The sequence below is a fragment of the Seonamhaeicola sediminis genome (assembly GCF_004358095.2).
In the GTDB taxonomy this organism is placed as follows: Bacteria; Bacteroidota; Bacteroidia; order Flavobacteriales; family Flavobacteriaceae; genus Seonamhaeicola; species Seonamhaeicola sediminis.
Window position 1 is genome coordinate 1 of the sequence record NZ_SMZJ02000008.1, and the last position, 18,622, is coordinate 18,622.

23 protein-coding genes, 1 tRNA gene and 1 pseudogene are annotated in these 18,622 nt (G+C 31.3%); 3 read left to right on the forward strand and 22 right to left on the reverse strand.

From position 1 onward, the window contains the following. The first annotated feature begins 167 nt into the window (after positions 1-167). Together E1J38_RS12285 and E1J38_RS12290 are read left to right on the forward strand one after the other, a co-directional pair. Positions 168-437, forward strand: coding sequence for a hypothetical protein (locus tag E1J38_RS12285; protein ID WP_133357216.1), 270 nt, complete (start codon positions 168-170; stop codon positions 435-437). A gap of 56 nt (positions 438-493) precedes the next feature. Then, positions 494-567 (forward strand) — tRNA-Thr (locus E1J38_RS12290). Between the two features lie 91 nt (positions 568-658). Here the strand turns inward: E1J38_RS12290 and E1J38_RS12295 are convergent. The 3 genes from E1J38_RS12295 to E1J38_RS12305 all read right to left on the reverse strand — a co-directional run bounded on the left by E1J38_RS12295 (position 659) and on the right by E1J38_RS12305 (position 3,629). Beyond that, complete coding sequence (locus E1J38_RS12295; protein WP_133357215.1) at positions 659-1,363, reverse strand: DUF4369 domain-containing protein; 705 nt, start codon at positions 1,361-1,363, stop codon at positions 659-661. 46 nt (positions 1,364-1,409) lie between these two features. Then, positions 1,410-2,678 (reverse strand): DUF819 family protein, encoded by a 1,269-nt coding sequence (locus tag E1J38_RS12300; protein ID WP_133357214.1) that lies wholly within the window; start codon positions 2,676-2,678, stop codon positions 1,410-1,412. 234 nt (positions 2,679-2,912) lie between these two features. Continuing rightward, positions 2,913-3,629: an outer membrane beta-barrel protein gene (locus tag E1J38_RS12305; protein WP_133357213.1), complete on the reverse strand. Its 717-nt coding sequence runs from the start codon at positions 3,627-3,629 to the stop codon at positions 2,913-2,915. Between the two features lie 679 nt (positions 3,630-4,308). Between E1J38_RS12305 and E1J38_RS12310 the strand changes: the two genes are divergently transcribed. Beyond that, on the forward strand, positions 4,309-4,974 hold the full coding sequence (locus E1J38_RS12310) for a M15 family metallopeptidase (RefSeq protein WP_133357212.1): 666 nt from the start codon (positions 4,309-4,311) through the stop codon (positions 4,972-4,974). A gap of 17 nt (positions 4,975-4,991) precedes the next feature. Here the strand turns inward: E1J38_RS12310 and E1J38_RS12315 are convergent, their stop codons facing one another. The 19 genes and pseudogenes from E1J38_RS12315 to E1J38_RS12405 all read right to left on the reverse strand — a co-directional run bounded on the left by E1J38_RS12315 (position 4,992) and on the right by E1J38_RS12405 (position 18,622). After that, the gene (locus tag E1J38_RS12315) at positions 4,992-5,495 is read right to left on the reverse strand and encodes a cupin domain-containing protein (protein WP_133357211.1); all 504 of its coding nucleotides are present in this window, start codon (positions 5,493-5,495) and stop codon (positions 4,992-4,994) included. Continuing rightward, entirely contained in the window at positions 5,495-6,130 is a 636-nt protein-coding gene (locus E1J38_RS12320) for an MOSC domain-containing protein (protein ID WP_133357210.1), read from the reverse strand. The genes E1J38_RS12315 and E1J38_RS12320 overlap by 1 nt, the downstream gene beginning before the upstream one ends. Before the next feature lie 244 nt (positions 6,131-6,374). Then, on the reverse strand, positions 6,375-6,605 hold the full coding sequence (locus tag E1J38_RS12325; protein ID WP_133357209.1) for a hypothetical protein: 231 nt from the start codon (positions 6,603-6,605) through the stop codon (positions 6,375-6,377). A gap of 146 nt (positions 6,606-6,751) precedes the next feature. Continuing rightward, complete coding sequence (locus E1J38_RS12330) at positions 6,752-8,056, reverse strand: cryptochrome/photolyase family protein (protein WP_133357208.1); 1,305 nt, start codon at positions 8,054-8,056, stop codon at positions 6,752-6,754. A 6-nt stretch (positions 8,057-8,062) separates the two neighbouring features. Beyond that, positions 8,063-8,524, reverse strand: coding sequence for an SRPBCC family protein (locus tag E1J38_RS12335; protein ID WP_133357207.1), 462 nt, complete (start codon positions 8,522-8,524; stop codon positions 8,063-8,065). Between the two features lie 2 nt (positions 8,525-8,526). After that, positions 8,527-8,988 (reverse strand): TspO/MBR family protein, encoded by a 462-nt coding sequence (locus tag E1J38_RS12340; RefSeq protein ID WP_133357206.1) that lies wholly within the window; start codon positions 8,986-8,988, stop codon positions 8,527-8,529. After that, positions 8,975-9,151: a Lacal_2735 family protein gene (locus E1J38_RS12345; RefSeq protein ID WP_133357205.1), complete on the reverse strand. Its 177-nt coding sequence runs from the start codon at positions 9,149-9,151 to the stop codon at positions 8,975-8,977. The genes E1J38_RS12340 and E1J38_RS12345 overlap by 14 nt, the downstream gene beginning before the upstream one ends. A 7-nt stretch (positions 9,152-9,158) precedes the next feature. After that, entirely contained in the window at positions 9,159-9,689 is a 531-nt protein-coding gene (locus E1J38_RS12350; protein WP_133357204.1) for a glutathione peroxidase, read from the reverse strand. Positions 9,690-9,692: 3 nt separating this feature from the next. Next, a complete protein-coding gene (locus E1J38_RS12355) occupies positions 9,693-10,376 on the reverse strand; it encodes an SDR family NAD(P)-dependent oxidoreductase (RefSeq protein WP_133357203.1) in 684 nt (227 codons plus the stop codon). 2 nt (positions 10,377-10,378) lie between these two features. Next, positions 10,379-10,615, reverse strand: coding sequence for a hypothetical protein (locus E1J38_RS12360; RefSeq protein ID WP_133357202.1), 237 nt, complete (start codon positions 10,613-10,615; stop codon positions 10,379-10,381). A gap of 4 nt (positions 10,616-10,619) precedes the next feature. Next, complete coding sequence (gene folE, locus E1J38_RS12365; RefSeq protein ID WP_133357201.1) at positions 10,620-11,315, reverse strand: GTP cyclohydrolase I FolE; 696 nt, start codon at positions 11,313-11,315, stop codon at positions 10,620-10,622. A 48-nt stretch (positions 11,316-11,363) separates the two neighbouring features. Further along, positions 11,364-11,637, reverse strand: a pseudogene (locus E1J38_RS12370) (TIGR03643 family protein). Further along, on the reverse strand, positions 11,634-12,062 hold the full coding sequence (locus E1J38_RS12375; RefSeq protein WP_133357200.1) for a hypothetical protein: 429 nt from the start codon (positions 12,060-12,062) through the stop codon (positions 11,634-11,636). Before E1J38_RS12375 ends, E1J38_RS12370 begins: the two are co-directional and overlap by 4 nt. 122 nt (positions 12,063-12,184) lie before the next feature. Next, positions 12,185-13,666 (reverse strand): cryptochrome/deoxyribodipyrimidine photo-lyase family protein, encoded by a 1,482-nt coding sequence (locus E1J38_RS12380; RefSeq protein WP_186525867.1) that lies wholly within the window; start codon positions 13,664-13,666, stop codon positions 12,185-12,187. Beyond that, on the reverse strand, positions 13,656-15,143 hold the full coding sequence (locus E1J38_RS12385) for a cryptochrome/photolyase family protein (protein WP_133357198.1): 1,488 nt from the start codon (positions 15,141-15,143) through the stop codon (positions 13,656-13,658). Before E1J38_RS12385 ends, E1J38_RS12380 begins: the two co-directional genes overlap by 11 nt. A gap of 3 nt (positions 15,144-15,146) precedes the next feature. Then, positions 15,147-16,457 carry a DASH family cryptochrome gene (locus E1J38_RS12390; protein ID WP_133357197.1) on the reverse strand — a complete coding sequence of 437 codons (1,311 nt, stop codon included), beginning with the start codon at positions 16,455-16,457 and terminating at the stop codon, positions 15,147-15,149. Further along, positions 16,433-16,573, reverse strand: a complete 141-nt coding sequence (locus E1J38_RS12395; RefSeq protein WP_133357196.1) for a DUF2256 domain-containing protein — start codon at positions 16,571-16,573, stop codon at positions 16,433-16,435. The genes E1J38_RS12390 and E1J38_RS12395 overlap by 25 nt, the downstream gene beginning before the upstream one ends. Continuing rightward, complete coding sequence (locus E1J38_RS12400; protein ID WP_133357195.1) at positions 16,524-17,993, reverse strand: SDR family oxidoreductase; 1,470 nt, start codon at positions 17,991-17,993, stop codon at positions 16,524-16,526. Before E1J38_RS12400 ends, E1J38_RS12395 begins: the two co-directional genes overlap by 50 nt. After that, complete coding sequence (locus E1J38_RS12405; RefSeq protein WP_133357194.1) at positions 17,990-18,622, reverse strand: flavin reductase family protein; 633 nt, start codon at positions 18,620-18,622, stop codon at positions 17,990-17,992. Before E1J38_RS12405 ends, E1J38_RS12400 begins: the two co-directional genes overlap by 4 nt.

Sequence of the window (18,622 nt, forward strand, 5' to 3'; positions counted from 1 at the left end):
GCAAATACAGTAGGGCTCTATGCAAGCAAAGATGTGATTCAGAGATATGTTGAAAATCAAGGAAAAGAGAAGGAATATAAAGAAGTTCATTCAGGACAACTCAAATTATTTTAATACCTCGTGGGCTTGCCCCGAGGTAGTTTATTTTAAACTAAAAAAACATAAAAATGGCAAGTGTAAAAAATCTTAAAAAAGATATTAATAACGTTCTAGGGGATGTTATTGGAGCAGTATGTGATTGGGAGTTGGATAATACCGATACAGATACTAAAAAGAGTGAAGCTATTATAGATGAAGCTATTGATGTCTTTGATGATTTAATAGCTAAAGTAAACGCTAAAGACGTAAATAATGCTAAAGCGCATTTTAAAGCAATTAATAATGAACTAGAGGAAAAAGCCCAAGCGTTAATTGATAAGGTAAACAACCTAAAATAATTTAATGGAATAGTTGCAAATTATAATTTTGATTTTATATTTGCACCCGTTAAAACGCCGATATAGCTCAGCTGGCTAGAGCAGCTGATTTGTAATCAGCAGGTCGTGGGTTCGAGTCCCTCTATCGGCTCAAAAAAGTTTTAAAAATGCCCTTCAAGGAGTTATAAACAACAAAGCCTTTCTTTTCTGAAAGGCTTTTTTGTTTTATATATATTATATGATTATTGATTTCGTTCTTGTGCTTTAATTTTGGTAACAAATTCATCTAATTGCTTTCCATATTTAGAATCTTTTACCTTTTTAGTTAGGGAACTATTAATTGTATCCAATAGATTAAGTCTGGCGTCATAAATCTCAGTTAGTGCAAGATATGGTGAAACTTCACTGTTATTATGATTAAGCGCAAAATTAACGGTGTATAAATATTTTCGTTTTAATAAGTTATCTATATCTTTTTTTGTTGCATATAATTTAGCGGTATCACCATCTTTTTGAGCTTCTAAAGACTCTTTAATTAATTCTAAATTTTCATTGTTAAACCGAGATGCCATTTTTAGATAATCTTCTAAAACTTTTTGTTGTTCACTTCCATTAATTTTTGGTGCAAACGCAAAAGTTTTAAGTGACGTGTTTATCTCAGTAACTCCTTTATCTGCAAAAAAAGTTATTCTATCTTCTTCTTTACTATTTTTATCAAGGTATAAATAGAAAACTTCGGGTGACTCAATATCGCTATATAATTCAAATTGAGAGTTTCCGTTAATGATAACAGAATCTACAGCAACCAAATTAGTATCGATAACCTTTTTTAAATAAACGGTTCCTTTTTTCAATCCTTTAACATGAGCTTTTACTACTAAATCATGTTCTTTTTTTCCACATGAAGCAATTAAAAAAGCTAGAAATATGAATGTGATTTTTTTCATTTAAGATTTTGTTTGGGCGCAAATATCATAAATTATTATTTAAAAACTAAAGTGTGGGTGATACTAATTCCATCAAAGTTGCGCAAAATAGTGCAGAAAAAGTACCTATGGCGTAACCAACTACAGCTAGTAGTACACCTACTGTTGCTAAAGAGGGATGAAAAGCAGCTGCCACAACAGGAGCTGATGCTGCACCTCCAACATTGGCTTTACTTCCAACGGCTAAAAAGAAATAAGGAGCTCTAATAACTTTTGCAACAATTATTAATAGTAGTACATGAACAGCCATCCAAATAAGGCCAACAATAAGTAAGCCTGGGTTTTCTAAAATTGATTTTAAGTCCATTTTCATTCCAATGCTTGCAACAAGTATATAGATGAAAATACTCCCTATTTTGCTGGCTCCAGCACCTTCATATTTTTTGGCTTTAGTGAAAGATAAAACAATACCTATAATTGTTGCGATGGTAATCATCCAAAAAAATGTGGAGCTAAATGAAGCAAGAGCAGATGTTTTATCAGTAAATATGTTAAAGTTATTAGTTAAAAACTCTGAAATGTGGATGGATCCTAAATGGGAGATACCTACAGTCATAAAAGCAATTCCCAGCATGATCATATAGTCTGTTAGGTTGGGGATTTTCATTACACTTTTTTCATAGTTAATTACTTTTTGTTTTAATGCTTCAATGGCTGTATTGTCGGATTTTAACCAATTGTCTATTTTATCTTTTTTTCCAATTCCAAAAAGTAAAAATGCCATCCATATTTGAGCTACTACAATATCGACTAATATCATAGCTCCAAACTTTTCTGGATTATATTTAAAAATTTCATACATAGCAGTTTGGTTTGCTCCCCCACCAATCCAACTTCCAGCTACTGTTGAAAGCCCTCTCCAAACAGCATCAGGTCCTGAACCTCCAACAGTTTCGGGACTAAAAATTGATACTATAAGAATAGCTAAAGGGCCACCAATAATAATTCCAATGGTTCCTGTAAAAAACATAATAAGTGCTTTGGGGCCCAAATTCAATACAGATTTTAAATCTAAACTAAGGGTCATTAAAACTATGGCTGCTGGTAATAAGTAGTTCTTTGAAATATTATAAACTTGTGATATTTCTGGAGAAATTAGTCCAATGGAGTTTAATATGGCAGGTAAAAGGTAACACATTAAAAGGGCTGGAATTATGTTGTAGAATTTTCTCCAAAATCCAGTTTTTTTTGACGAAGTATAAAATACTAAGGCAAGCACTAACATTAGCAACCCAAAAACAATAGTGTCGTTAGTCAATAATGGTTCTTTATTCATTAAATGATAGGTTTACAATTATTAAGATGCAAGATAATTAAAATAAAAAACGTGATTAGTTTAGTTTGGCACGGTGCTTGATATTTATAATTTGATTACACTTAATGAAAAAGTTTATTGAGTGGTTACTTTAAACTTAGTAATTGTAATTCATATTTTTGGTTAGTTAGTTAGCAAAAAAGCATCTATTTAATTAGATGCTTTTTTATTTTGTGTAGATTTTAAAAATAAAAACTAATAAGGGCACCCACAATTTTTATCACTTTTAAACAAATCGGCTATATTTGTTCCATCTGTTCTAAAAATGTCTATTGATAAACTTAAACTAAGCATTTTTGGTTTATAAGTCCTCAAATCTGCTAGATTAACTCCATATGCAGAATTATTAATATCTAAAAGTTCTTCTTCTGTTTCATTGGTGCTAATTTCATATCTTAAGTCAATACCAAACCGGTTGTATCTAACCATCACCCCAAAATTTAAACTTATGGTTTTAGCTTCAAGATCGGGACCTCCATCACTGAATGATGTTACTTGAACTCCATCAAGAATGACTTCATCATAAAAGTTAAAACTTGGACCAGCATAAATGGAAATAGGTTCAAAAACTTCAACACCAAGTAATATTGGAAATTCAATTTTTGAAGTTTCCCATTTAGCTTTTCTTACAGGGAAATCATAGTTGTTCTTTAATGAAACATAATTAAGTTCAGGTCTGATAAAAAAACTTCCAAACTCTGCCATAAAATAACCTCCAATTAAATAACTAATTTCTTTGTTAGGACTAAAAACCTCATCAGGTTTTCCTGCTGATATAGACCCTCCTCTTGAATTAATATCTCCAATGGTATTATTATTTAAACCACCTTTTAATCCTAAAACAAATTCTTGAGAAAATAGGAAAGATGATTGTAACATAAATGCAGTAACTAGTAGGTAAAGTAGTTTCATTATTACACGATTTGGTTAAAATTTTGTGTAATATAAAGCTTATGTTATGAAAATTATTCAAATAACGATAAGATGTTAATTTTAACTACGAAATGATTAATTGATTGATATTATGAAGGTTATGTTTGTAATATTAACGACTGGTGATAGTTTTCTTTGAGGTTGATGATAAGATTTAGAATTTCATAAATTATTTTCTTCAATTGAAACAAGCATTTGTTACATTTTTTCAATAATTTCTAATTGACAATTCAAGTTCGATTTATATAGTACACGAACTTCTTTTTGACTACTTGTAAAGCTTTAGAGTCGTTAATGATGAATCATTGGGTTTTTATTTTCTAAATGAAGATTGTGCTTCATTCTTATATATTATAATTTGTTTTTAATCTGGTTTTATGTGTATTTCATCTATAAATGTTAAAATTATATGTATTTCATCGATTAATAATGTTTTTTATCGTTTTTAATGAAATTAAATTTTACTTTTGAAGTGTACTAAATAACATACTTTTTAGTTCAATGGATTAATTAATTAATATTTGCATTATGTTGTTGATATGGATACCCCAAATCTAATACATAATAAAAAAGCAAATTAAGAAAAGACCGAGTTTGAGGGAACTCGGTTTTTTTGTGCTTTATATTTTGCATTGTAATTTTTAATAAATTAGTGAAAATGAAACAAATTATTAGATTTTCATTATTACTGTATAGTTTTTACTCTTTTGGACAACTACCTGAAGGGTTTGTCTATGTAAACGAAATTATCCCAAGTTTAAATGTTGAACTCAAATATTTTTCTGAAAAGAACTTTATTGGAAAACCAATAGAGGGTTATAAATCCAATAAACTTATTCTTACTAAACAAACTGCCGAAGCCTTAAAATTAATCAACAAGCATCTAAAGAATAAACGGTTGAGTTTAAAAGTTTATGACGGGTACAGACCTCAAAGAGCTGTGAATCATTTTATTCGTTGGGCAAAAAACTTAAATGATACAATCAATAAGTCAATATACTATCCAAATGTTAATAAGAAGGACCTCTTTAAAGAGGAATATATTGCAGCAAAGTCTGGGCATAGTAAAGGCAGTACTGTTGATTTAACGATTATTGATACCGATACAGGAAAACTTTTGGATATGGGAAGCATCTATGATTTTTTTGGTGTTCAATCATGGGTGAATTATGAAGGTATTACTGAAGAGCAAAAAGCAAATAGAAAACTTTTACACGAAGTTATGACTAAATTTGGTTTTAAAAACTACCCACGGGAATGGTGGCACTTTACACTTAAAGATGAACCATTTTCAAACAGTTATTTTGATTTTCCAGTAGAATAAATCAGTTTTAGAACTAATCAAACTCTGGTAAGTTTTGTGATAATTTCTGAATGTTGAGGGAATTTTGAAATTAATGTTTCTCTATTAGCAAGTTCAAAATCCCTAAAATCAAATCCAGGAGAGACTGTACAGCCCACAAGGGCATAATCACCATTATCTACAACTTCGGAAGCAAACCAATCTCTGGCGTTAACTGTGAATTGAGGCACTTCTCCTTTTTCTAAGTTGTTACCAACAATAACATTGGAGTAGTTTCCTTTTTCTGAAATTATATGTAATTTTAAAGGAGTGCCTTTGTAGAAATGCCACATTTCATCTTGGTTAATTCTATGAAATGCTGAAAAGGAATCTGATGTCAGTAAAAAGTAAATCCCAGTACAATAGTTTCTTTTTCCATTGATGTAATCGTTCAAATCTTTTTCTCTAATGAGTCCTTTACTTCTATAAGTTTCTTTAAAGAAGCCCCCTTCAGGGTGCGGTTGCATGTCTAAAATATTTACAATTTCTTCGAATTTGGTCATTAATATAAAAAAGTTTTCAATTTATCTCGTTTTCTTTGTGGTAGTGAATTATTGTTAATGATGGCCTTAATAAGAGTTTTGTTTTTGTTTTTTGAGAAAAATAAGTTAAAGAATTCTACTGTTGTAATGCTGTTTTCAGCTTGTTTGATTAATTTAAATTTATCACCCTCTCTAACATACCCTTCTTCTAAAACACGGACATAAGTACCGGGATACCCATAGTCAATAAACTGTTTTATGACTTCCTGTGAGCCAAATTTATAACCAAATTTAAAACAGGGTTCGCGAGGCTGGGTAACTTGTACTAAAGCTTTTCCAACTTTATAAACATCACCAATATATATCTTATCCTCATTTAAACCAGAAACCGTTAAGTTTTCACCAAACATACCCCAATTCCAATCTAAGTTAGGGTATAATTTTTTCCAATAATCGTAATGATCTTCAGAGAATAGGTAGCAGGCTTTAAATTCGCCTCCATGATTTTTTCTATCTATAACGGAGTCGTTCTTAACATCATATGTCCCCAAGAAAAAAGGTTTATCTGTTGGTAATTTGTAAATGCCTGTGGTAATGGTTTTACCATTCCAAGTAAAGGTAGTTGGTTTTGCTATATTAGTTGAGGTTACTTGCATGTATTAAAAATACACAAAAGCTTAATAATCATAATAAAACTCACTTTTTATTGATTTTGTTTTAAGCATTTCGTTCCAAAACTATTTTAGAGTTTTAATTTACCCTAAATTTTAGCTTTCACAATGTGTTTTTACTAAAAGTTAACTATCTTAAAAAGTATTTGTATTTTTATATAAGTAAAAATTAATTAAATGATTTGGATAATACTATGAATAAGATATTTTGATTTGATGATTAAATAAACTATCCAATTAAATTGTTTTGCCTTCCTTTTAATCGTTTTTCAATTTTTTGTTTTATTACAGTTAAGCGTTTCATCAAATCCATAAGTTCAGGATCTTTAGTTTCTTTATAAACATCATTTATCTCTAGAATAAGTGCTTTAACCTCACGAGACGATTCAATACGCTCGCTAGTAGTTTTAAAGGTGTGTTTGCGTTGTTCAAACTCTAAAGCTCTTTCAATAAGTTTCATATATTTAATATAATTTAAATCGATTAAAACATCGAATTTTGACAATATAATAAAATCTATGAAACTTATGTTTTCTAAGCTGAATTATTATACAAAATTTATGATTTAAATAAACGAAGAGTTTTCAAACTACTTTATAGATTATATTAATTCAGGGCTTTTTTATAGAAATCTAAACAACGTTCTCTCGCAAATTTGTGTTCTACTATAGGTTTTGGATAGTTAAATTCTTGGAACTCTGGGACCCATTTTTTTATGTAATCTAAATTTTTATCAAATTTTTTAACCTGTGTTATTGGATTGAAAATCCTAAAATAGGGTGCAGCATCCACACCACATCCGGCTACCCATTGCCAATTACCTATATTGCTTGAGAGTTCATAGTCATGTAACTTTTCTGCAAAATAGGCTTCTCCCCACCTCCAGTCTATTAGTAAATGTTTACAAAGAAAACTGCCTACCAACATTCTCACCCGGTTATGCATAAAGCCAGTTTCGTTAAGCTGTCGCATACCAGCATCAACTAGGGGATATCCTGTTTGACCAAGACACCAAGCTTTAAAATCTGTTTCGTTATTTTTCCATTGCAGTCTCTCATATTTTGGTTTAAAGCACTTTTTTATAGTATGGGGAAAGTGCCAAAGAATTTGCATAAAAAATTCTCTCCATATTAGTTCATTTATAAAGACAGGGTATTCTTGGGAAAGAGATTTTTTAACAATCTTACGAATACTCACGGTTCCAAAACGTAAATGAGGCCCTAATCTGGAAGTAGCATCTGCTGCTGGGAAATTTCTATTGGCTTCATAGGTCTTTATTAGCTCTGAATCAATTTTGTAAGGTTTAATAGATTGACCAGATTTTTTAAACCCAATATCAGCAAGTTTTATATTAGAAGCTTCATTTTGTTGGTATAAATTATTGAAATTTTCTTCAGTTTTATATTCATCAAGATGACCCTCAGTAAACTTTTTTTTCCAAGCTTTCATGTAAGGGGTATATACCAAATATGGTTCTCCATTACTTTTAACTACCTCAGACCTCTCAAAAATAACATGATCTTTAAATGTTTTGAAAGCTATTTTTTCATTTTTCAAAAAGCGTTCTATAGTTATATCTCTTTCTTTACCATAGGGTTCATGGTCATGATTCGTATATACAGTATTAATATTGTAGGTTTTTGTAATGGTTTTAAAAACATCGATAGGTGTACCATAAAAAAGAGCAATATTAGATTTGCTATTTTTTTGTAGATCCTCACGCATAGTTTGTAGCGTATTATGAATAAAGGTTACCCTAGCATCATCTTTTGGTAGCTTGTCTAGGATAATAGAGTCAAATATGAATATTGGTAATACTTTGTATTTGCCTTTTAAGGCTTCTGATAATCCTTTATTGTCATAAAGTCTAAGGTCTCTTCTAAACCAGAATAAGTTAATGGGCTGTTTCATTTACTATCAATAATAACCGAATAGTTCTTCTAACTTTTGCTTTCTGTAGTTAAATATCTCTTCTAATTTTGGTTTTACCATAAAAGGGTGCATTAAAGAGCCTAAAAAGCCAAATGGTAGTTTATAATCTATAATATCTTCCATTTCAACGCCACCTTTAATTTCTTTTATAAAATGTTTATGATGCCATAAAGCATACGGGCCAAAACGTTGCTCGTCTACAAAATAATGTTTATCAATTACATGTGTAATTTCCGTGACCCACTTAGTTTTTATCCCTAAAACAGGTGTTACAATGTACTGAATAATTTGTCCTGCGTACATGGGTCTGTCTGCTCCAGATAAAATATTGAAACCCATATAATCTGGTGTAATGGTTTTTAAATTTTTTGGATCAGATAAAAAGTTCCAAGCTTTGTCAATACTAATTGGAAATTTTTGTTTTTTATGTAATGTATAGATTTTCATTTTTAATTATTAAATAATATATAACCATTTAAAGTAGATGCAATAATTAGCCATAATAAATAGGGTAGTATTAATAGGTTTATACTTTTTAAAGGTTTTGCGTAAAGGTATAGTAGCAAAGCTATAACTAAGGTTAGTAACAGAATTACAATAAAGCCTAAAGCAATATATTGCTTGTTAAAAAATACATAATTCCAACTAACATTAAGCATGAACTGAATACCAAATAACAGAATGACTTGGTATTCTGGAATGAGCTTATAGAGATAAGCCATATAAATAGAAAAACAAACCATTATGCTAAACCAAGCCACTCCAAAAACCCAACCAGGAGGCGTCCATGGGGCTTTATTTAAAGATAAATACCATTGGGTTTGAGGACCATTTCCCATAAACCAATTACCCAAGGCTAACCCCCCAAAATTAATGACTAGAAATATGATTAATAGACTAAGCAGCTTCATGTTTCATATGATGTAAAACTTGTGCGATTTTTTGAGCTTCAGCATATTTTTTATCGCTAGCAGCTCTGTTAATTGATGATAATTTGTGCCACTCTTGCATTAATTTTTTAAACTTTTCTTCTAATTTTTCTCTTTTCGATTTTCTTTTAAATAATTTAAACATAGCTTTTTTATTTAAGATATTTGGTGATTCTTGAACTCATAGGATTGGTAATTGAAAAAAAATATTCAATTAATTGTCCTTTGGGGTCTACTAGATATTTTTGAAAGTTCCATTTAACATTTGAACTTTTAACGCCATTATTTAGTTTCTCAGTAAGCCAACTATAGAGTTCATGCTGATCTTTTCCTTTTACATTTATTTTTTCTGTAATGGTAAAAGTTACACCATAGTTAATCTGGCAAAAGGTTTCTATTTCACTGGCATTTCCGGGTTCTTGATTACCAAACTGATTACATGGCACACCAATGATTTCCAAATGGTCTTTGTAAGTATCGTATAATAGTTGTAAATCTTTGTACTGCGGTGTAAAACCACATTTTGATGCGACATTTACAAACATTAAATACTTCCCTTGGAAATCTTTGAAATTTATAGGATTACCATTTAGGTCATTAATCGAAATATCGTAGATACTTTCTTTATTAAGTCTTTTCACGGGTGTATGCAATGTAGAAACAAAAGCTTTTAGTGTATTCATAATTTAGATTTTTAAATTTACAATGCCACAGTCCATTTCAAAAATCTGCCCAGAAATTGAAGCTGCTTTCTGCGATAGTAAAAACGTAGCCATTTGTGCAACTTCCTTGGGTTCAAGGAATTTTTTTAAAGGATGACGTTCTGTTATATTCTCAATCATTTTTTCATTTCTCAATAGTTTCGTAGCTAATTCTGTATTAGTTACAGTTGGAGCAATGGCATTTATTCTTACGGTAGGAGCCAATTCTGCTCCAAGAGATTTTACCAAGCCTTCAACACCTGCTTTTGATACGGCTACACTGGCATGAAAAGGCATTCCTAATTTAGTAGCAACCGTGCTAAATAGAAGCATAGAAGGGTTTTTTCCTTGTTTAAGGAGTGGTAAATATTTTTGAATAACCTTTACTGCCCCCAAAACATTGATGTTAAAATCACTTTGAAAGTCATCTAAACTCAATCTTGAAATGGGTTTTAGATTTATGCTACCAGGACAATAAACTAGTTTATCGGTATTTTCTAGGTTTGGTAATTGATCTTTAGTAACATCACAGTCATAGTGTGTTAAGTTGACATGTGTTTGCTCGGGAGCTGTTCTACTTATATTAATGACCTTATTGTTGGTAACTAATTCTTTTAGAATAGTTTTACCAATACCTTTACTACCACCAATTATAACTATTGTTTCCATTGTTAAATTCCGGCTGTTAAATGTTTACCAAGTAGTCTTTTTTCAACCTTTCTTTTTATTGCTGTTAGACGTTTCATGATGTCCATGATTTTTTCGTCTTTTTTGGCTTTATAAATCTGATTTAAATCTAAAATTAGAGTTTTAGCTTCCCTTGAAATTTTTACTCTATCACTAGTTGATAAACCTCGCATTTTTCTTTGTTCAAACTCTAACGCTCTGTTAATTAATTCTAATTCCATAATGTTAACCGTTTAAATAATTTTGTAATTCTTTAATTTTATCTGAATTATTAAATTTTCCGCCATAATAGGCAGTAACCGTCGCAGAGGTATCATCTTTAATACCTCTTGATGATACACATAGATGTTTTGCGTCTATTATAACGGCAACATCTTCGGTGTCTAAAATTGATTTTAATTCGTTTGCAATCTGATTGGTTAGGCGCTCTTGTACTTGTGGTCTTTTGGCATAATACTGAACAATTCTGTTTAATTTAGACAGCCCTATAACTTTACCAGATGAGATGTAAGCTACATGAGCTTTCCCTATAATTGGTACAAAATGATGTTCACAATTAGAATAAAATGTTATGTTCTTTTCCACTAACATTTGGTTGTACTGGTACTTATTATCGAATAAGGCAACCTTGGGTTTATTCTCAGGATTTAATCCAGAAAATATTTCATCTATGTACATTTTAGCCACGCGTTTTGGGGTACCTTTTAAAGAATCATCCGTCAAATCTAAACCCATTACTTCCATAATTTCTTCAAATAAAATGGCAATTCGTTCTTTTTTTTCAGTATCACTCAGTTTAAAAGCATCTTTTCTCATAGGGGTTTCTAGTCCTGTGAAGAGATGGTCATCGCCTATATCTTCTATTGTAAACCCATTTAACTTGTGTCCGTTTGCTTTTGTTTTTAATCTTTCTAATTGCATATCGTCTTTTTTATGTGCTGTATAGGTTTTAAAACCAATCAAAGCACGTTAGCGTTTTGAAATTTTATTATGTGTTATTTTTTTTTTGCCTGCTGCATTTAAAGCGACTTTTTTCAAATGTTCTTAATTTTGCGTGCTTTGTGATTCTACCTTGTACACGTTTGCGCCACATCTTGAAACTACTGGGTTTCATTTCTTTTCGCATTAATTCAATAACCTCTTGTTCGTTCAGTCCAAACTGAAATTTAATAGCCTCAAAAGTGGTACGGTCTTCCCAAGCCATTTCAATAATTCTATCAATTTCTAAAACATGCAGTCTCATATATTTTGAAAATTATATTGCTCGTCATACTTTATTTTTTCATCTAACATTTTATCAAAAAACTTTTTGTTTTCTTTGAATGTTGTACTGTTTCTAAAATGAATGAATTTACCTTGAGCATGAATACTAGAGCCATTAGTTTTATAAATCACCAACTGATAATAGGGTATGGCCCAAGTGTAATTTTGCAAGCCTTTGTTTATTAATATTAAAATGCCATTTTTACGTAATTCTATATTAGCATAATTTACATCAGAGACTTTATTCATGAATTTATTTAGGTTAGGACTAACATCTTCAATAATCATACGTTTTGATCCTACACCTTTCATTTTGAATGCTTCTATAAATGAAAATGGAGGTCCTACCAAATCTTGTAACAACTGTTTATGTTCTTTGTTAAAATAAGTTGTATTTAGAATCATTTTATAGCTTTATGAAGTAAAGATACAAAATGTTTAACTTTAAATAAAAAAAGTTAAACAAAAATTAACATATAGCTATTGATAAAACTTATAAGGTTAATAAGTGATTGAAATACAGTTTTTTAAGACTGAGTTAATCGGTTTTTCAAGGTATGCTTTTTCAGTATTCTTTTTGTTTCTTCTAGTACAGTTTTGTCTTTTCTAAATTTCCAAAGGATGTCACTAGCCTTTTTGCGAGAAGTTTCTATATCCACAATTGGCTTTGGATAATCTTTTCCTAACTTGAAATTATAAAACTTTTCTTCCAATTCAGTCATTAAATAAGGTTGATGAACAAAAGGTGTGTCTAATTCTTTTAATTCTGGTACCCATTTTTTTATAAAAGTTGCTTCAGGGTCATGTTCTAAGCTATTTTTAACTGGGTTGTATATGCGTAGCATGTTCACACCAGTTTCACCTGCTTGCATCTGTAACTGGGGGAAGTGAATGCCAGGTTCAAAATCTAAAAACATTTGCGATAAATGGGTGGTAGCTTCTTGCCATGGCTGCCAAAGGTTATGAGTAAAGAATGAAACTACCAATGCACGCATTCTAAAATTTAAGTATCCTGTTTCGCTCAAACAACGCATGCAAGCGTCAACAAGAGGGTATCCTGTTTGTCCGGTTTTCCAAGCTATTTTATATTTTTTAGAAACACTTTTTTTTAATTTATGAAAACCTCTGTTTACACTGGCTTCTTCCATAGTATGCTCCATTTCAAATTTCTGAATAAAATGAGTTTGCCATCGCAGCCTCGACATAAACGCTTCAAGTGGTTTTTTTTGTGTTGTTGTTTTCTTGAAATTAGATGCTTTTTGATATACCTCGCGAACCGATAAATTTCCCCAAGCTAAATAGGGAGAAATTCTGCTGGAACTTGCTCTGGCTAATTCAGGTTTAGAGATGTGGTTCATGTAGTTTAGATAGCGCTCTTTAAAAAATGAATCTAGATATCTTAGCCCTGTGGTTCTACCTCCTTTTTGGAACAATGTCGCATTTGGTGTATTTAAATCTGGAATTTTAAAATAGTTTTCTAAAGTTTCAATTTCATTTTTGTTTATCAACTGATTTTCTACAGGCGAAAAGGGGAGTGGTTCTATACTATAAAACGTATCCACAATTTTATTCCAACCATCTCTATTTTTTAAACCGCGTTGAACCCCATTGTTTATATTTTCATGCCATTGGATTAAATTGTTTTTGCAATAGCGTTTAAAATTTTTATCCCGTTCGTAAGTCACTAATATGCCTGTTTCTTGGTGCGAATAAATGTTTGAAATTCTGTGTTTTGTAAGCAACTGATTTATGGTTGGAATAATATCAGACTCTACTGCCAAGATTTTAGAGTTAAAAGGCTTTAAAGCCTTGTTCATATCTCTAATAGATTCTTTAATAAAATTCCAATGGCGTTCACTGTAGTGCGGATCATTAAGTAACATAGGTTCAAAACAATACAAAAGCAATACACGTTTTTCAGAATTTAAAGCATCAAAAATGGCTTTGTTATCCTGTAAACGTAAATCACGCTTTAGCCATACAACTTGTATTTCTTCTCTATTTGTCATCATCAAGGGCATTTAAAAAAGTTTCAGCTTTGCTAAAATGAGTTCTTTTTGTTTCAGGTTTCATTTTGTCTAAGGTTCTAATAAGCATACCTAACCTTGGATTACTTAAAAAAAAGTCACGTTGTTTATCCATAAAGGACCAAAATAGCCCATCCCAGACGTTTTGCCATTCACCTTTTTGGTAATTACTCATTTTCATAATGTAATTACTACTGCTTATATACGGTTTTGTGCTCATTAACCCACCATCGGCAAATAGGCTCATGCCATATACATTGGGCACCATTACCCAATCGTAAGCATCAATGAACAACTCCATAAACCATTGGTATACATCATCAGGGTCAAACTCACAAAGCACCATAAAGTTTCCTAAAATCATTAGGCGTTCAATATGATGTGCATAACCTGTTTTTAATACTTTTTTAATAACGTCGTCTACAGGTTTAATTCCGGTAGAACCATCATAGAATGATTTGGGTATTTTCCTAGAAAAGTTCCAAAAATTTTTGGTACGCTCTTCTGTACCCTTAACCTCATAAACTCCTCTTATAAATTCTCGCCAACCTAAAATTTGACGCACAAAACCTTCGGTTGAATTTATAGGAACTTTATTTACTCTGGCATAATTAATGACATCTTCTATAACCGTTTTAGGGTTTAAAAGTCCAATATTAATTAATGGTGATAATAAACTATGGTTTAAAAAGTGTTGTTCCTTTACAATAGCATCCTCATAATCTCCAAATTCATGAAATCGTTGTTCTAAAAATTGTTTAAACCAAGTTTCAGCAGATTTAAAATCTATTGGGTAAACCATAAAATCATCCAACTGTCCATAGTTTTTAGAGAAATTATCTTTAACATAGGCCTCAGCCTCTTTATGAAATTTGGTTTTTTTTGGAAAATGGATATCCGGAGGTGTTTTTCCTTTAGGATATTTTTTTCGGTTATCTGAATCATACGTCCATTTTCCACCTATTGGTTCATCGCCATGCATTAAAATATCCCTATTTTTCCGCTCACCTTTATAAAATGACGTTTGAAAAAACTTTTTCTTTGATGGTTTGAAAAACGAGGATATATCCTTCTTTGTATTTATAAAAAGAGGGCTCTCGTACCATTTCAGCTCCATGCCATTAGAAGCTACTTTGATATGTTTTTCTAGCCAATTATCTGTGGGTTCTATAATATGAAGGGTTGTAATACCATCTTTCTTAAGTTTTGGAAGTAGTACTCTAACATTTGATGTGTGATCAATAGCACTAATATAAGTAACTGTTTTATTTTGAGACTCTAAAAAATCCTGATATGCCTTCATACTTGCACGATGAAAAGCCAGTTTTTGTTTATGGAACTTATATTGGTTAAAAAATAAGTATTCTTCAACTAAATAAATGACATCAGTTGCATCTAGAGCTTTAGACGTTTTGAATAATTGATGCGGAAATATAATGTGAATTTCATTATTGCTCATGTCTTAGAATAATGTCTTTTGTAACCACATATTTTGAAATTTCCCAGAAGCATCATAACGTTCAGCCTGTAAATCCACATTGAATTTTCTGTCTCTCGGGTCGTTGCCCACACCAGCTACGTACATCCAGTTACCATAATTGCTATGAACATCATAATCTAGAAGAAGTGCTTCAAAATATGCAGCACCAATTCTCCAATCGAGATGCAAATCTTTTGAAAAATAGGATGCTACGTTTTGTCTACCTCTATTGCTCATCCAACCAGTTTTTTTTAGCTCTATCATATTGGCATTTACGAAAGATGAAGATGTTTCTCCATGAATCCATTTTTCTAACTTAGATTTACTACTTTTCCATTCGTAATTTTTGTTTAGAATTCCTTCAATTTTAAATATAGAATTACCATGTTTAAGTGAAATATATTTAAAATAATCGCGCCAAATGAGTTCAAAAATGAGCCAATATGTAGATTGATTTTTGTAGTATTCTTTTTCAAACTGTTTTACTTGCCAATAAATTGTTCTTGCTGAAATACTGCCATTTGCCATCCATGGGGAGAGTTTAGAGCTATAATCCTTACCTACAAGTCCGTTTCTTGTTTTTTTGTAGAATCCTAATCTTTTAGTTTGAAAAAAGTAATCATTTAATCTGTTTGTAGCTACATTTTCACCACCTTTAAAAGGAAAGGCAGAATTTGTGTGTGTTTCAAAATAACCAAAGCCCAAATCTTCTAGTTTTGGAATTTTAGTTGTATTTAAAAGGGTCTCAATGGGTGCAACCGCTTTAGGATGCTCAACTTGTCTTATTGTACCATATTTTTCAACTTTTTTTCTAAAGTTTGTAAATACCTTAGGAATATCTTCAAATGGTATATTAAGATCCTCTGGATGAAATAGAAATTGATTATAATATTCTTTGAATGTAACGTGTTTTGCTATGTTAGACTTTACCTGTTGCAAAACATAAACTTCCTCACTAGTCCATTCTTTTTGTAGGTATATGGAATCTATATTAAATTGATCAATTAGTTTTGGAATTACGGTTTCAGGTTGTTTAAGATAAATGAAAAGTTCAATATTAAAATCACTTAAATTTTGTTTTAGATTTTCAACGGTTTCAATTAAAAACTTAGCTCTAAACTTTTCAGTTTTTTTAAAGCCAAATGGTTCCTCCTTAAAATGTCTAGGATCAAAACAGTACAATGCAATTACATGTTTATGCTGTTTTGTGGCTGCATTTAAAACCATGTTGTCGTTAACACGTAAATCGTTTCTAAACCAAACCAAACCTATGTTACTTTGTTTTTTCTGCATTTTTTGCTACAATACTTTACAAATTCCCAATGTTTTGCCCATTTTTTTCTCCACGAGAACGGACGCTTACAAATTGGGCAAATTTTCTGTGGTAAGTGCTGCTTTTTGTGATTCAACTTTAACTAATTTGTTAATCATTCCAGAAAAAATAAAACTGTGAAAGGGGAGAACGCTATACCAGTATAACCTGCCCCATAACCCTCTAGGTCTAAAGGTTGCAGTTTGTATCAGTTTGTTATCTCTTATTTTAAATTCTAACCAAGCTTCACCAGGTAAGCGCATTTCTGCATAAAGCAATAATTTTTGTTGGGATTTATTTGCGTAAATAACACGCCAAAAATCAAGAGCATCTCCAGCATCTAACGCTGTAGGGTTGGTTCTACCACGTCGTAAACCAATACCACCAAACAGTTTATCTAAATAACCTCGTATTCTCCATAAAATTGTGCCGTAATACCAACCATTTTTACCACCAATACGCCATATTTTTTCAATGGTTTGGTCTGCGTCTATAATATTACGTTCTTGAACATCTTCAAAACAACCAAATTTTGGTACGTTAACATATTTATGCAAGTTATTTTTTAGTCTGCCGCTACTAACCATTGAGTCTTTCCAACTGGAAACAATACTATTTTGCTCTATTTTTTCAAAAGCTAGCTGCACTGCCTCCTTGTAGGTTATAGGGTTTACTTTAAGTAATTTATTAATGTTGCTAGATTTTCCAATAATTTGAATACCCATACTATCTACCAACGAGGTCGCTAATTTGTATGAGGTTGATGTTACAAAGTACAACCAATACGATGACAGTTTTGGGGTCATTAAAGGCACTGTAAAAATGTAACGTTTTAAGCTTCTAACTTCCGCAAATTGAAGTAGCATTTCTTTGTATGTTAAAATTTCCGGACCAAAAACATCAAATGATTTATTGTACACGGATTCATTTCCTGCGGCGTGATACAAAAATGCTAAAACATCTCTTACAGCCAATGGTTGCGTTTTAGTGTTTAACCACTTTGGAGCAATCATAAAGGGTAGTTTTTCAACTAAATCTCTGATGATTTCAAAAGAAGAACTTCCAGAACCTACAATGATTCCAGCTTTAAAAATAGTTAATGCATAAGTATCGGATTTTAAATGCTCCTCAACATTTTTTCTGGAGCGTAAGTGTTTAGATAAAACATCTTCATTGGTAATCCCACTCAAATATATAACTTGTTCAACATCTGTAGTTTCAACGTAATTTTTAAAGTTAATAGCACAACGTTCTTCAAGAGATTCAAAGTCTTTTGAAGAATTAGACATGGAATGAATTAGATAATAAGCAACATCAATTTTTTTTGGAATGTTTACAAGCGTTTCTGGCTTTAAAAAATCGGCTTCAATTACGTAAATATTGTCCTCATCAGCATAACTTTTATCTGCTCTTAATCTATCTCTAACCACACAAACAATAGTATGCCCTTGATTCAATAATAGAGGAATCAAACGCTTACCAATATAACCTGTTGCTCCTGTTACAAGAATAGTCATGAGTTCATTATTAATGTTTTTGGTCTTTGATAGCCATAGCGTACTTTTTCTTTAGGAATTACATAGCCATCTAATCCGTTAATAGCAGCTACTTCAGCTTTTGAAAGGTTTATAAATCCGTCTTCTTCAATTAAACCACTATTTACATATAGGCCTTTAACTTTTCCAATAACTAAAATGGTATTGTTTGCTTTTATGGGATACTCTTCAATATATTGCATGGCGAGTTGAATAGGGGCTCCTTTAACAAAAGGTGCTATACATTTAGGTTTGTATTCTGCCTCTAAATTGGTAACATCAAATTCTGAAATATCAGCATCATACTTTGCTGAGGTATGATGAGCCTCGCTAGTAATGTTTTTATGTATATGGTTTATGGTATATTGGCCTGTTACCTTTAAATTTTCATAAGTGTTTCTTAACACAGTTGTTGGTCTCAAAAAAAAGCCCAACATGGCGGGACTAGACCCAATATGTGTTACAGAACTGAATACGGCTACATTCTCATTACCGTCTTCAGAAATGGAGCCGATTAAGTTGGCAGATTTATAACCAGAACAACTATTAATCAAATTGATTTTATAAATATGATTTAAGTTTTGTATGTCGCTTTCGCTGAAATACCGCAT

What these genes read in the sequence shown, in the direction of transcription:
- E1J38_RS12285 (WP_133357216.1), top strand. Translation starts at nt 168, where the DNA reads ATGGCAAGTGTAAAAAATCTTAAAAAAGATATTAATAACGTTCTAGGG.
- E1J38_RS12295 (WP_133357215.1), bottom strand. Translation starts at nt 1,363, where the DNA reads ATGAAAAAAATCACATTCATATTTCTAGCTTTTTTAATTGCTTCATGT.
- E1J38_RS12300 (WP_133357214.1), bottom strand. Translation starts at nt 2,678, where the DNA reads ATGAATAAAGAACCATTATTGACTAACGACACTATTGTTTTTGGGTTG.
- E1J38_RS12305 (WP_133357213.1), bottom strand. Translation starts at nt 3,629, where the DNA reads ATGAAACTACTTTACCTACTAGTTACTGCATTTATGTTACAATCATCT.
- E1J38_RS12310 (WP_133357212.1), top strand. Translation starts at nt 4,309, where the DNA reads ATGAAACAAATTATTAGATTTTCATTATTACTGTATAGTTTTTACTCT.
- E1J38_RS12315 (WP_133357211.1), bottom strand. Translation starts at nt 5,495, where the DNA reads ATGACCAAATTCGAAGAAATTGTAAATATTTTAGACATGCAACCGCAC.
- E1J38_RS12320 (WP_133357210.1), bottom strand. Translation starts at nt 6,130, where the DNA reads ATGCAAGTAACCTCAACTAATATAGCAAAACCAACTACCTTTACTTGG.
- E1J38_RS12325 (WP_133357209.1), bottom strand. Translation starts at nt 6,605, where the DNA reads ATGAAACTTATTGAAAGAGCTTTAGAGTTTGAACAACGCAAACACACC.
- E1J38_RS12330 (WP_133357208.1), bottom strand. Translation starts at nt 8,056, where the DNA reads ATGAAACAGCCCATTAACTTATTCTGGTTTAGAAGAGACCTTAGACTT.
- E1J38_RS12335 (WP_133357207.1), bottom strand. Translation starts at nt 8,524, where the DNA reads ATGAAAATCTATACATTACATAAAAAACAAAAATTTCCAATTAGTATT.
- E1J38_RS12340 (WP_133357206.1), bottom strand. Translation starts at nt 8,988, where the DNA reads ATGAAGCTGCTTAGTCTATTAATCATATTTCTAGTCATTAATTTTGGG.
- E1J38_RS12345 (WP_133357205.1), bottom strand. Translation starts at nt 9,151, where the DNA reads ATGTTTAAATTATTTAAAAGAAAATCGAAAAGAGAAAAATTAGAAGAA.
- E1J38_RS12350 (WP_133357204.1), bottom strand. Translation starts at nt 9,689, where the DNA reads ATGAATACACTAAAAGCTTTTGTTTCTACATTGCATACACCCGTGAAA.
- E1J38_RS12355 (WP_133357203.1), bottom strand. Translation starts at nt 10,376, where the DNA reads ATGGAAACAATAGTTATAATTGGTGGTAGTAAAGGTATTGGTAAAACT.
- E1J38_RS12360 (WP_133357202.1), bottom strand. Translation starts at nt 10,615, where the DNA reads ATGGAATTAGAATTAATTAACAGAGCGTTAGAGTTTGAACAAAGAAAA.
- folE (WP_133357201.1), bottom strand. Translation starts at nt 11,315, where the DNA reads ATGCAATTAGAAAGATTAAAAACAAAAGCAAACGGACACAAGTTAAAT.
- E1J38_RS12375 (WP_133357200.1), bottom strand. Translation starts at nt 12,062, where the DNA reads ATGATTCTAAATACAACTTATTTTAACAAAGAACATAAACAGTTGTTA.
- E1J38_RS12380 (WP_186525867.1), bottom strand. Translation starts at nt 13,666, where the DNA reads ATGACAAATAGAGAAGAAATACAAGTTGTATGGCTAAAGCGTGATTTA.
- E1J38_RS12385 (WP_133357198.1), bottom strand. Translation starts at nt 15,143, where the DNA reads ATGAGCAATAATGAAATTCACATTATATTTCCGCATCAATTATTCAAA.
- E1J38_RS12390 (WP_133357197.1), bottom strand. Translation starts at nt 16,457, where the DNA reads ATGCAGAAAAAACAAAGTAACATAGGTTTGGTTTGGTTTAGAAACGAT.
- E1J38_RS12400 (WP_133357195.1), bottom strand. Translation starts at nt 17,993, where the DNA reads ATGACTATTCTTGTAACAGGAGCAACAGGTTATATTGGTAAGCGTTTG.
- E1J38_RS12405 (WP_133357194.1), bottom strand. Translation starts at nt 18,622, where the DNA reads ATGCGGTATTTCAGCGAAAGCGACATACAAAACTTAAATCATATTTAT.